The sequence below is a fragment of the Acidaminobacter sp. JC074 genome (assembly GCF_022496765.1).
In the GTDB taxonomy this organism is placed as follows: Bacteria; Bacillota; Clostridia; order Peptostreptococcales; family Acidaminobacteraceae; genus JABXKX01.
The window spans coordinates 87,095-100,575 of record NZ_VANV01000013.1 but is presented as its reverse complement, the minus strand read 5'-3'; the positions used below and the strand labels follow the sequence as shown (position 1 = coordinate 100,575).

The following is a 13,481-nucleotide window of genomic DNA, read 5'->3' as shown; positions in this document are numbered from 1 at the left end:
TTAATCCCCTTTATTTTAAGAAAGGAGTCAACTAAATATGAATAATGCAGGTGATATAAATGTTTAAAAAGGGCAAGTATACCGCAATTAAAAGAAACGAAATCAGATCAGCTTTTTTATTTTTAACACCTTTGATCATTGGTTTACTTGTTTTTTACTTTTATGCTTTTTTTCAGAATATCTTATACAGCTTTACTGATTTGAGTTCATTTGGAGAGCCAAACTTCGTTGGTTTTGATAATTATAAGCGTCTTTTCGAAGATCCAAAGTTCTATATGGCCCTTAGCAACACTATCAAATATGTGTTACTAGGTGTACCAGCTGTTGTAATCCTTTCAACGATAGCAGCTGCGTTGATCAACTCAAAAATTAAGTTACAAGGTTTTTTCAGAACCGCTTTGTTTATACCAGCAGTAACGATGCCAGCAGCCATTGGATTACTATGGCGATGGCTGTATAACTACGAGTTTGGTATCATAAACTTTATTTTAGACAAACTTGGTTTTGAGAAAATAGCTTGGCTATCAGACCCAAAAGTTGTCTTGATTTCCATTACCATTGTTTTGGTATGGAGTATGATAAGTACCAACATGATCATTATCCTTGCTGGTTTGCAAGGAATTTCAAGATCCTATTATGAAGCAGCAGAAATTGATGGTGCAAGTGGCTTAAAGTCATTCTTCTTAATCACATTACCATTATTATCACCAACACTTTTTTTTGTAACTATTATGGCGACTATAGGCATCTTTCAAATCTTTGATTTTATATTCTTGATGGTTCAACCAACAGCTTTAAGTATGCAATACAGTATGTCATTGGTTTATTATTTCTATGATCGAGCTTTCATGGCGTTTGAAAAAGGTTACGCAGCCTCAATTTCTATGGTGTTATTTGTGATTATTTTGTTAGTGACAGTATTACAGTTTGTACTTCAGAAAAAATGGGTTCATTATGAATAGGAGGAAAGATGAAAAAAAATTATAGAATTTGGATTTATCTTAGTTTGGTTATTGCTATCATTGCAACAATTGGTCCATTTATTTGGATGTTTTTAACTTCGATAAAGACCTATGAAGAAGCGATTAAGATACCTCCATCAATATTGCCTGAAATAACACAGTGGATCAATTATAAGATTGTATTAGATAAGTTTCCGTTTATTCAACTTTACTTTAACACCTTTGTAGTTGTATTAGGTGTTGTTGTTGGTCAAATAATCGTAAGTTCCTTAGCGGCCTATGCATTTGCAAGGTTGGAGTTTCCATTTAAGAAAATTTTATTTGTAATTGTGTTATCACTACTGATGATACCTGGTCAAATTTTTCTGATACCACATTATAATATAATGATTGCCTTGAAGAGTACAAACACCTTAAGGGCACTGATTATACCTGGTTTATTTAATGTATTTGGTGTATTCTTGTTAAGACAATTCTTTATGGGAATTCCGAAAGAACTTGATGAAGCTGCTATGATTGATGGGTGTAATAGATTTCAGATTTATTACAAGATAATTATGCCTTTAGCAAAACCTGGATTAGTAGCTTTAGCTATAGTTACTTCCTTAAATACTTGGAAGTCTTTAATGTGGCCAATTATTGTTAATAGATCAATGGAAAAGATGACTTTATCAGCAGGATTAGCTTTTCTAATAGGTGAACATACGACCTATTATGAACAAGTTATGGCAGGGGCTGTGATATCAGTTTTACCGATGATAGTTATATTTATCTTCTTCCAAAAGCAAATTGTAGAGGGGATTGCCTCTACTGGGATAAAGGGTTAAAAGGAGTATTGTATGTTAGATTATTTGTTTATAGGTGCACATCCAGACGATGAATCAAGCGTTGTTGGTATGATGTTAAAGGCTAAAAATGAAGGGAAGAAAACTGGAGTAGTTATACTTACCAAAGGAGAAGCTGGTGGTTTTGCTACTAAGAATACACGAGTAGAAGAACTGAAAAAAGCAGCAGAGATGATGGATTTAGATGTCTGTATAAATTTAGATTTTCCAGATGCAGGAGTTGAGTTTAACATGACAACAGTCGATGCCATAATTAAGGTTTTGGTTGAACACAAGCCAAAAGTAGTTCTAACACTTCATTCAGAAGATTATCATCCTGATCATAGAGCTGTTTCTCAATCTGTTGATAGAGCCGTTTTTGTTGCTGGCTTAAAAAAACACATGGGCAATGAAACATGGCATCCACAACAGGTATTGTATGTTTCTCTTGATCAAAGAACCAATCCACATAGACCTGATCTCATTATAGATATTACTGAAGTTTATTCACTTAAGGAAAAGGTTGTTTCATCTTATGAATCACAAGGAATTTTACCTTTTGTTGAAAAACATGCATCTTACTATGGTGGATTAGGTGGATTTAAGTATGGAGAGGGTTTATACATTAAACAGCCATTACGAATATCTACTGTATCATCTCTTTTAAATAAGAGTAAGATTGGTAGATAAAGTTGACACTACTTGCCATTAGACTTAACATATAAGTAGTAAAGTTTGAGGTGAAACAGTATGAAAGTAAAAATAGATGATGTAGCCAAAAAAGCAGGAGTATCAATTTCAACCGTTTCTAGAGTGGTTAATGGTTATGAACACGTGAGTAAGAAATCTAAAGAACGTGTTGAAAAAGCAATTAGAGAATTAGAGTATTCGCCAAGTCAAGCGGCGAGAAGTCTTGCTTCGCAAAAATCAAAATTAATTGGTATCATAGTTCCTGACTTGACCAACCAATATTATGCTAACATGATAACTGCAATCGAAGAAGAAGCTAGTAAATTAGATTACAGTATTATTATTTGCAACATACAAGAGAATATGAAAAAAGAACTTAAGTATATGAAAATGCTTAAGGAAATGTGGGTCGATGGTGTAATATTAATGCATGAAAAAATTAATGATGAAACTAAGAAGTTTCTTATGGACTGTAGTTTTCCAGTGGTTTTATCAAGTGTAAAAATTGATGATTTAAAACTTCCGAATATTAATATCAATGATGAACAAGCTGCTTTTGATGCGACTAATTATTTGTTGGAACTCGGTCATAGAAGAGTTGCTATGATAAGTGGCGATTTGAGAGATATAACAGCAGGAATTAGTCGTTTGAAAGGGTATAAACGTGCACTAACAGAAGCAGGTATAAAGATTGATGAATCATTAATCAAAGAAGGTTATTTTAAATTTGAAGATGGTTACAACAACATGAAAACCTTACTGATGTTAAAAGATAGACCTACAGCTGTATTTGCAGCAAGTGATGTAATGGCTATAGGGGCTATGAACTGTGCAATGGATATGGGGTTTGAGGTGCCGGAAGACATTTCTTTCATGGGGTTTGATAACATTGATATGGCTAGTGTTGTAAGACCAAGGCTTTCAACAGTCAATCAACCAGCAAAACTTATAGGACAGGTTTCATTTAGAACACTTTTAAATAAGATGAACGATAAAATGATTGATGAAGAAATTGTTATCGAACACAGTTTGGTCAAGCGAAACTCTTGTAAAGAGGTGAACTTTGAAGGTTAGAGTAGGTGTTGGTGTTCTCATTTGGAAGGATGATAAAATCCTGATGATCAAAAGGTCTGGTTCTCATGGTCATGAGACTTGGTCCTGTCCAGGCGGACACTTAGATTATGGCGAAGATCCATTTGAGTGTGCCAAACGTGAGACCAATGAAGAAGTTGGTATTAACATTAAGAACTTAAGATTCAAAGGCATCACCAATGATTTATTTAAAGAAGGCAAACATTATATAACCATTTGGATAGAATCGGACTATGATAGTGGTAATGTGACTGTAAATGCAAAAGATGAGCTGACAGAGGTGAACTGGTTTTCTTTTGATCATTTACCTACCCCTTTGTTTCAGTCCATGCAAAACTATCTAGATGGACATTTAATTCAAACAAGTTAACCTGAGCAATCAGGTTATTTTTATTGGTATTTATAAGTAAGCACTTGATTTGATGAGTTATATATAAATAATATTAAAAGTATTGTAATAATATTACAGAACCCCTAGACTATATGTTTTCATCTTATTTAATTCTATGATACAAGTGGAGGCTAAAATGAAAAAGAAGAAGCAGATTTTAATCGTATTGTTACTGGTGCTAACAGTGGCAAGTAGTTATTGGATGATAGATTATCAAGAAGATAAAGAAGCGTTTGATGAAATACAAATGTTTTTAGGTATGTCTTTTAGATATTGTAGAAACTATATAGTTGGTCAGTCATTTAATGATAGCATAGACTACAAGTTAGAAAGTGCTAAAGGCTATTCAAGGCTATTAGGCCATCTAGATATGATATCAGCTGATAACCGCTTTATTGATGTAGAAACTCATGTTGCCTATATTGGTATATTAGATGATTTGGAAGTCTTATTTGAAAAAGACTTAGACCAAGATAAATTAGATAAAAAAGCAGATGATATTATCGCTTATCTAACAGACTTAGAAGAACTGTGCGATGCTTATCAAAATACTGATATGCCTATGAAAGAATATTTGAATGCACAAAAGACTTTAATAGCATCATATCATTTTTATCTGAAGCAGGTTGATGTCAGTGATATGAATTATGAGAATGTTTTAAAAGATCATCCAGACTATATGTCATTTCTTAATGTCAAGGTGGATCAGGAGCTTTTAAGAGAAAAGCTATTTAGCTACTTTGATGCTTTATATGACCATGTAGAAAAAGATGATATTAAAATTCATGAAGAAGTTTCAATGCATCACTTTGTTGGTTCTATAGATAGCATTCAATTTTCTTATAAGGATTCTGAAGGTTATATGTATGGCGATGGATCCATATTACAGATGCAAAATGATGTAAAAGAAAGAAAAACTGCTCTTATAAGCGAAGCGGATAAAGAAAGCATTAAAAAAGAAGTTAAAACTTACTTAGAAAAGATTGGTTATTCAGAGTATCAGTATCTAGAGTTAGAAGACTATGATGGCATGTGTTATGTTCATGCGTATAGGTCGGATCATAAACGTTCTTCATTTGATGATTTTACCTTTTACTATGTAAAAAATAGTGACATTGAATTACAAATGGTTAGTTTTCCTTTACCGATTATAAAAGATATCTACGACCATGTTGATTATGAAGACTACTATAACAATAGAACAATACTAGAAAAAGACTTAAAGGCATATAAGATTAAGGATGCTTGTTTTAAACTGAGAGAATCAGATAATGTTATAGACTACTTCTGGGACTTTGTTGTTGTTATTGGGGATGATGATTACGAAATATCTTTTGACGCAAAGACTTTAGAGTTTTTAGGAATCTATAAGTTAAGGGAGTGAACATGAATAAGTTTGTGGGGCTTTTTTTGATAGTGACTGGTATATTATCACTTATAAAACCAGAAATGATGGCCATGTTTGGTGAACGATGGAAGTATAAAAACGCCGAACCGAGTGAAATGAATATCGGCCTAACTAAGATCAGTGGAGGGCTGTCTATCTTTATAGGCATTCTCTTACTTTTCTCGTAAATTTGTCATTATGACTGATTTCTGATAGAATACTAAAAATGTGAAAAATAATTCAGTTCATGCTATACTGTTTATAGAGTATGTAAGGAAGTGTAAGTATGAATGAGGTAATCAGTGCAGGAGGCATTGTCTATTATAAAGATAAGATATTGATGTTAAGAAAAAAGAATGGTGATTGGGTTTTACCAAAGGGTCGAATCGAGAACGGTGAGACTTTAGAAGAAACTGCCATTCGAGAAGTTAAAGAGGAAACGAATGTAGATGCAATCATATTAGATTATATAGGTATAACATCATATTCTTTTAGTAATTTCTGGACAGATTATCAAATGATCAATAAAACAGTGTCGTGGTATTTGATGGAAGCAAAATCTTTTGATTTGGAACCTTTAATGGAAGAGGGTTTTGTAAAAGCTGCTTTCATTGAATCGAGTAAAGTGGTAAAAATGGCCAAGTATGATGACGAAAGAAAAGTCATAAGAAAGGCTTTAGAAGCAATAAAGTAGGTGAAGTATGTCTTTTTCATCAAAGGCGAAAAATGAGTTGGCAAGACGAACTTCTGACAGTAAGTGTTGTCAAATGGCTGAACTATCGGCCTTGGTGCGTGTAAGTGGTACCATACAATTAAGAGGTTTGGGTAAAACAGATTTACTGATAACAACCGAAAACCCGGCAATAGGACGTATGATTTTTGTCTTATTTAAAAGAAGTATGAGAATTCATACAGACTTAGAAGTTGTTAAAAACAATGTACTTAGAAAAAACAACTCTTATCAGATTAAGATAACAGATGCAACAGACATCTTGAAAAGGTTAGAAATCATGGTTGAAAAGGATGACTCCATAGTCATCAACAATGGACTACCTAAAAAGCTGATAGAGGATGAATGTTGTAGAAGGGCTTATATTCGAGGTGTATTCTTAGGTGGGGGTTCTTTATCTGATCCAGAAAAGTCTTATCACTTGGAGTTAATTACTCATAGAGAAGACTACGCCAATGAGTTAAAAGATTTGATTAACTCTTACAACTTACATGCAAGAGTGATTGCCAGAAAGAAAAACTTCATTGTTTACTTAAAAGAAGGTGATCAGATTGTGGATCTATTGAACATCATAGGCGCACATACCGCTCTTATGTCATTCGAGAATGTAAGAATTGTTAAGTCAATGAGAAACAACATTAATCGTCTTGTAAACTGTGAAACAGCTAATCTGAACAAAATGGTAAATGCTGCAGTTAAGCAGAAAAAGCATATAGAAATTATTGAGCAGTATGCAGGTCTGGATTCCTTACCAGATGGTCTAAAAGAAATTGCCATGATTAGACTGAATAATACAGACTTGAGTTTGAAAGAACTTGGTGAGATGTTAAGTCCGCCAATAGGCAAATCAGGTGTTAATCACCGCATGAAGAAAATCGAAAAAATAGCATTGGATATAATAGACAAGGAGGCATTATAATGATTAAGAAGGAATTTACAATAAAAAGTCCATTAGGCTTACATGCAAGAGTAGCATCTAAGTTTGTTCAGTTAACAAATGGTTTTTTATCAGAAGTTGAGTTAGGTTATGAAAATGATTACATTGATGGTAAGTCAATTATGTGTATCATTTCAATGAGTATCCCCAAAGACGGTGTTATTACTTTAACAGTAAAAGGCCCAGATGAAGAGGAAGCTGTAGAAAAACTTGAGCAATTCTTCAATGTTGATATAATGAATGTATAATTTTGTTGCCTTTTAAGAGTAAATATCATAAAATAGTACTAGAGTCGAATTTTGTCGAATACATGTTGTTCACGGCGAGATTCGTTTTTTTTGGAGGATATTATGAAAAGCATCAAACGTTCAGTTGATATCAGGCAATTAGAAGAAGGCATGATACTGGCTGAGACTATTTTTGATATAGATGGAAAAGTACTTTTTAATGAAGGCTTAAGGCTAAATCAGAAACGAATTGTGAGAATTCAAAAGCTTGATATTAAACAATGTTTGGTAGAAGACAGAGAAGCTCAACCGGTACATAAGAATGTGGTTAAGGAATCAGCTTCTTTATTCGAAAAAAAGGCAGCCTATAGGAAATCAGTTATCTTAAATGAAACTCGACAAGAAGCCACACTTGTTGTTGAGGATTTACTCAGTAAAGTATTAGATGGTAATTCTTTAAAAGCTGACAGGATTAAGAAGATTGTAGGAAAAATCATCGATGTAATCTTAATGGATGACAGGGTGGTCTTGAACTTATCAAACCTAAGTGCCATAGATGATTATCTCTTGTCTCATTCCGTGAATGTCTGTGTTTTATCTTTAATAACAGGCATATATTACGGCTTGACGCAAAATAAGCTCATGCAGCTTGGGACGGGTGCTTTGATACATGATATTGGTAAAATGCTTATTCCTCAAGATATTTACCACAAACCTGAGAAATTAACAGAAGAAGAATACGAGATAATGAAAAATCATACCGTATATGGCCATAAGATTTTAAGTGGTAACTTAAATCTTGAAAATGATACAGCCAATATCGCTCTTTGGCATCACGAACGAGTAGATGGGCTTGGATATCCTCATGGCTTAAATAGACATGAGATCCCAATCTTTGCAAAAATCGTTGCCATAGCCGATGTATTTGATGCCATGACCAGTGATAGAATCTATTGTAAAAGGATAGATTACTATCAAGGGGTTTATTATTTAATAGAACATGCCGATACTCAATTTGATACAGATATAATAAAGAAGTTCATTATTATGATTGGCTACTATCCGATTGGTCTATATGTTAAATTGAATACAGGTGATATTGGACAGGTTATGACGAAAAACAAACTTTGTCCGGTCGTTAGAGTAACCCAGGATGCAAATGGTGAGCGCTTAGCGTCCTATTATGAGATTGACTTGTATAAGAATCCTAGTATATCAATAATTGATATTAATATAGATGAATTTAAAATTAGAAAAGCCTCTAAGTAGGCTTTTTGTTTTATTGTGGCCTTATTTAAGATATAATGAGAAGAGAGAGAAAAGGCAGGTAATTTATGATAAAAAAAGTACTTTTATGGTCTATAATCTTATGTTTGACACTTGCTATGGTATCTTGTCAAACAGCAGATATTCTAACAGGTGATCAAACGCCTGACAAAGAGTGGGACCTTATTGTAGAAAGCGGCTCTAACACAACTGTCAACTTATATGTAACTGATACAGATGAAAAGATGAGAGCATGGTTAAGCTCTAAGTACTACAACCAGTTAAAAACCATGTATAATATAGAACTGAGCATTAAAATCATGTCCTTAGATGACATTACTACCATACTAGAAGCTGAACTTTTGAATGAAGTGAAAGATGGTGTGATTGATTTGGTGATTCTAAAAGATGAAGAGTTTAGAATCATGCACGAAAAAGGGCTTTTGTATGCAGAGATTGGTGACAAGGTCTTAAACTTTGATGACAGACTCAACAAACTCTTGATGGATGTAAAATCTGAACATGGTTATGCTTTAGATGGTTATGGTGTTCCGTTTGGAAGACAACAAATGGTACTGACATTTGATGAGGATGAACTTGAGATTTATCCAACTTCAACGGAAGATTTAATGAGCTTTGTTGAAGACAATCCATCTTCCTTTACCTACCCGAATCCAACCATGGATGAAGTCGGTGGTGAGTTTATTAGAACTGTTATTTACGAAATTGTAGGTAGTGAAAATATGGAAGTCCTCTTTGAAGAAGGTGTTACTAAAGAGAGGGTAGAAGAAATCATCATGCCTGGTTTAGATTATTTAAAAGCATTAGATCCTTATTTGTTAAAGGATGAAGCCATGTACTATGAAAGTATAGATCAAGTTGATCAAGCCTTTTTAAATGGTGACTTATTCTTTACGATGAACAGTGATTTTTCATACATAACAGATGCGATAAAAAATGAAGTATACCCTGATGGTGCAAGAAACTTTGTTTTCGACCAGGGCACTGTAATGGATACGCTTTACTTTGCAGTACCTCTTAATGCATCGAATAAAACAGGTGCCATACTTGCGATCCATGAAATGTTGTCTTTAGACATGCAAGTTGATAAGTATGCACCAGCCAACTGGGGCTCTTTGCCGGTCATTGATACCAACTTAATCAGTGAAGCTGATGCAGAGCTGTTTTTAAAGGCGAGTTTAAAAAGACATGCTGTCAGAGTGGAAGAACTGGCAGATAAAAGGTACCATGAATTACCTCAATCGGTTATTATGATGATTAATGACCTTTGGGATATGCATGTGAATCAGTAAAGTATGGCCTTCATTGTATGAAGGCCTTTTTAAGGAGTACTATGAGTTTTACACATTTACATTTACATACTGAATATAGTTTGCTAGACGGTTTTGCTAGGATCAAACCCTTATTTCAGAAACTAAAAGAAGAGAATATGCATGCTGTTGCCATAACCGATCATGGGGTTATGTTTGGTGCAGTAGATTTTTATAAGGAAGCCATCAAACACGGTATCAAACCCATCATTGGATGTGAGGTTTATACGGCTGCTAGAAAATACACTGATAAGGATCCTGGTATCGATAAAAACAGTGGTCACTTGGTGCTTCTGGCTAAAGATAATAAAGGTTATCAAAACCTTATTAAACTTGTATCAGAAGGTTTTGTTCATGGTTTTTACTACAAGCCAAGAATAGACTATGCGCTTTTAGAAGAGTATTCAGAAGGTTTGATTGCCTTAAGTGCCTGCTTGGCGGGTGATGTACAACAAGCTCTTATGTACAACGATTATGAAAAAGCCAAAAAAATCGCTCTCAGACTAAAGACTATATTTAAAGAAGATTTCTACTTGGAACTTCAAGACCATGGCATGATGGAGCAAAAGGCTGTAAATATGCATCTGATTAGACTTTCAAAAGATATTGATGTACCTTTAGTCGCTACAAATGATGTCCATTATCTACAGAAGACCGATGCAGCTGTTCACGATGTTCTTTTATGTATACAGACAGGGAAAAACATCTCTGACAGCAAAAGAATGAAGTTTCCTTCAGATGAGTTCTATTTAAAGTCAGCCCAGGAAATGAAGGCCTTGTTTTCACATGTGCCGGAAGCCATAGAAAACACCAATAAGATTGCAGAAAAGTGTAATGTCAGTTTTGACTTTGAATCAAGACATTTGCCGGAATATCTCTTGCCTGATGGTTATGACCATGACAGGTATTTAAGAGAGCTCTGTTTGATGGGCTTAAAAGAACGTTATGAAGACTATGAAAAGCACCTAGAAAGAATGGATTATGAACTTCAGACCATTTCAAACATGGGCTTTTCTGATTACTTCTTGATTGTTTGGGACTTTATCAAGTATGCAAAAGACAATAGTATAGCCGTTGGTCCTGGTAGAGGATCTGTTGGTGGCTCTATTGTAGCTTATGTCTTAAAGATTACAGACGTGGACCCGATTAAGTATGACCTGATCTTTGAAAGGTTTTTAAATCCAGAGCGTGTCACCATGCCGGATATTGATATAGATTTTGAAGATACAAGACGTCAGGAAGTTATAGATTATGTTATAGAAAAGTATGGTAAAGACCATGTCTCACAAATCATTACATTTGGTACTATGGCGGCCAAAGCAGCACTTCGAGATGTAGGAAGGGTTGTAGAACTGCCTTATAGTGATGCAGACAAACTGGCTAAGGCAGTACCATTTGCTTTAGGGATGACTTTGGATAAAGCTTTAAACCAATCCAAAGAATTTCATCAAATGTATGAAGAAGAGCCTGAGCTTAGACAGGTTATAAAGGCAGCAAAAGCCGTTGAAGGTATGCCTAGACATGCATCAACTCATGCAGCTGGGGTTGTTATATCCAAACTGCCAGTTGACCATTATGTCCCTTTATACCTCCAAGATGAGTCGATTACAACCCAGTATTCCATGACCCTTTTAGAAGAACTTGGTCTACTAAAGATGGACTTTCTTGGTTTAAGGACATTAAAGGTTATTAAAGATACCATCAAACACATCAAAAGACAAAAGAATATTGATTTTTCATTTGAACATATAGGTTACGATGACCAGGCGACCTTCGATCTGATAGGGCGTGGTGAAACCTTAGGTGTCTTCCAGCTAGAGAGTGCAGGAATGATTCGCTTTATGAAAGAGCTTAAACCCTCTTCTTTAGAAGACATCATCGCCGGAATATCTTTATACAGACCCGGTCCGATGGATTCTATACCTAAGTATATTATGAACAAGAATAATCCTTCTATGGTTAAATATGACCATCCTATGTTAGAAAGCATCTTAGATGTTACTTATGGTTGCATTGTTTACCAGGAACAAGTTATGCGTATTGTAAGGGAACTAGGTGGTTTCTCTTATGGTCGATCTGATATCGTCAGAAGAGCCATGAGTAAAAAGAAGAAGGATGTAATGGATAGAGAAAAGCAAATCTTTATTCATGGATCCCTTGAAGAAGGTGTAGAGGGCTGTGTGAAAAGAGGGGTGCCTGCTCCTGTCGCCGAACGTATCTTTAATGATATGGAGGACTTTGCCAAGTATGCCTTTAACAAGTCACATGCAGCTGGTTATGGCATCATTGCATTTCAAACAGCTTATTTGAAAGCACATTTTCCTGTGGAATTTATGGCGGCTACTATGACCAGTATGATTGGTAACCAGTCCAAGATTGCAAGATACATTCAGGATTGCTACCGAATGAACATTGAAATTTTACCACCAGATGTCAATAAGAGTTTTGGTTCTTTCTCGGTTGAAAACAACTGTATCCGCTTTGGTCTTAAATCCGTAAAGAATGTAGGAAGAGGCATCATCGCTTCTATTATAAAGGAAAGATCTTTTTCGGATTTTACAGATTTCTGTGAAAAAGTAGACCATAGAGAACTGAATAAACGAGCCGTTGAATCTTTGATTAAGGCAGGTGCTTATGATAATTTCAAACATAATCGTGCCCAACTACTGGCTTCTTTTGATAAAGTCGTAGATGCTATCCATTCTGAAAAAAGAAGAAATGCCAAGGGACAACTGTCTATGTTTTCCATGGAAGGCATGGATTCTATGAACTCTGGTATGTTAGATAAGATGGCTAATGTCAAAGAACTAGCGGATAAGGTTAAACTGAGTTTTGAAAAGGATGTACTGGGCTTGTACTTAACAGGCCATCCTTTAAATGAAATTAAAGATCTTGTAAACAGAGTTTCTTCCATGAATCTAGGAGATTTAAAGGAAGCAGCTAAGTCACCCGATTTTCAAAGAAAGTACGATGGAAAAGCTTTTAATCTTGCAGGTATGGTGATTCATAAGAGAAACATGACCACAAAAGCGGGTAAGATTATGTCCTTTATACAGGTAGAAGACTTATATGATGCTATTGAGATTATAGTTTTTCCAAAAGTATACGACCAGTGTTTTCATCTTTTAAAGGAAGATCAGTTTGTCATTGTAAAAAGTAGACTCAACTTTAAAGAAGATGAGGAGCCAAAACTGATAGCAGATAACATCATGGTTTTAAACGAAGAAAATGCTGCTGGCTTATTGGGGAGAAGAAAGACACCTATAAAAAAGCAAAAAGTTGTGAAATTATTTTTAAAGCTTCCAACGAAAGATGATGCATTGATGAATGATATTTTAAAAGAACTGAAAGTAAGTCCAGGCAAAATGCCAGTGGTTTTATATTTTGCAGACACAAAAAAGAAAATGATAGCACCTGAACATTTATGGGTAAATAATAGTCAGCAATTGGTAAATACATTAAAAATAATTCTTGGAGAAGATGCTGTGATAGTTCAGTAAAAAAAAGAAAACGTTATCATGTGAAAAAACACATAAATCCTTGTAAAAAGTGACGATTTTGCGACATTTTCATTTGAAATATTGCACTTATTATTATAGAATTATAGATGTGACAACCTGGGACAAATTTTGTGTCCGGGACGA

At 34.6% G+C, this 13,481-nt stretch carries 13 protein-coding genes; all 13 read left to right on the top strand.

From position 1 onward, the window contains the following. Positions 1 to 59 precede the first annotated feature (59 nt). The 13 genes from EZV73_RS15515 (at position 60) to EZV73_RS15455 (ending at position 13,337) form a co-directional block, all read left to right on the top strand. Positions 60 to 962: a carbohydrate ABC transporter permease gene (locus tag EZV73_RS15515; protein ID WP_240841314.1), complete on the top strand. Its 903-nt coding sequence runs from the start codon at positions 60 to 62 to the stop codon at positions 960 to 962. A gap of 8 nt (positions 963 to 970) precedes the next feature. Beyond that, positions 971 to 1,789 carry a carbohydrate ABC transporter permease gene (locus EZV73_RS15510; RefSeq protein WP_240841313.1) on the top strand — a complete coding sequence of 273 codons (819 nt, stop codon included), beginning with the start codon at positions 971 to 973 and terminating at the stop codon, positions 1,787 to 1,789. A 12-nt stretch (positions 1,790 to 1,801) separates the two neighbouring features. Then, positions 1,802 to 2,476 (top strand): PIG-L family deacetylase, encoded by a 675-nt coding sequence (locus tag EZV73_RS15505; protein ID WP_240841312.1) that lies wholly within the window; start codon positions 1,802 to 1,804, stop codon positions 2,474 to 2,476. A gap of 60 nt (positions 2,477 to 2,536) precedes the next feature. Beyond that, the gene (locus EZV73_RS15500) at positions 2,537 to 3,550 is read left to right on the top strand and encodes a LacI family DNA-binding transcriptional regulator (protein WP_240841311.1); all 1,014 of its coding nucleotides are present in this window, start codon (positions 2,537 to 2,539) and stop codon (positions 3,548 to 3,550) included. Next, positions 3,540 to 3,938, top strand: coding sequence for an NUDIX hydrolase (locus EZV73_RS15495; RefSeq protein ID WP_240841310.1), 399 nt, complete (start codon positions 3,540 to 3,542; stop codon positions 3,936 to 3,938). Before EZV73_RS15500 ends, EZV73_RS15495 begins: the two co-directional genes overlap by 11 nt. Before the next feature lie 157 nt (positions 3,939 to 4,095). Then, positions 4,096 to 5,343 (top strand): hypothetical protein, encoded by a 1,248-nt coding sequence (locus tag EZV73_RS15490; RefSeq protein ID WP_240841309.1) that lies wholly within the window; start codon positions 4,096 to 4,098, stop codon positions 5,341 to 5,343. Between the two features lie 2 nt (positions 5,344 to 5,345). Beyond that, positions 5,346 to 5,534: a DUF6199 family natural product biosynthesis protein gene (locus tag EZV73_RS15485; protein WP_240841308.1), complete on the top strand. Its 189-nt coding sequence runs from the start codon at positions 5,346 to 5,348 to the stop codon at positions 5,532 to 5,534. A gap of 98 nt (positions 5,535 to 5,632) precedes the next feature. Next, entirely contained in the window at positions 5,633 to 6,040 is a 408-nt protein-coding gene (locus EZV73_RS15480) for an NUDIX hydrolase (RefSeq protein ID WP_240841307.1), read from the top strand. Positions 6,041 to 6,047: 7 nt separating this feature from the next. After that, a complete protein-coding gene (whiA, locus tag EZV73_RS15475) occupies positions 6,048 to 6,995 on the top strand; it encodes a DNA-binding protein WhiA (protein WP_240841306.1) in 948 nt (315 codons plus the stop codon). Then, the gene (locus EZV73_RS15470) at positions 6,995 to 7,261 is read left to right on the top strand and encodes an HPr family phosphocarrier protein (RefSeq protein ID WP_240841305.1); all 267 of its coding nucleotides are present in this window, start codon (positions 6,995 to 6,997) and stop codon (positions 7,259 to 7,261) included. The genes whiA and EZV73_RS15470 overlap by 1 nt, the downstream gene beginning before the upstream one ends. A gap of 102 nt (positions 7,262 to 7,363) precedes the next feature. Then, positions 7,364 to 8,509, top strand: coding sequence for an HD-GYP domain-containing protein (locus EZV73_RS15465; protein WP_240841304.1), 1,146 nt, complete (start codon positions 7,364 to 7,366; stop codon positions 8,507 to 8,509). A gap of 65 nt (positions 8,510 to 8,574) precedes the next feature. Beyond that, entirely contained in the window at positions 8,575 to 9,819 is a 1,245-nt protein-coding gene (locus EZV73_RS15460) for an ABC transporter substrate-binding protein (RefSeq protein WP_240841303.1), read from the top strand. A 41-nt stretch (positions 9,820 to 9,860) separates the two neighbouring features. Then, positions 9,861 to 13,337, top strand: coding sequence for a DNA polymerase III subunit alpha (locus EZV73_RS15455; protein ID WP_240841302.1), 3,477 nt, complete (start codon positions 9,861 to 9,863; stop codon positions 13,335 to 13,337). Positions 13,338 to 13,481: the final 144 nt, after the last annotated feature.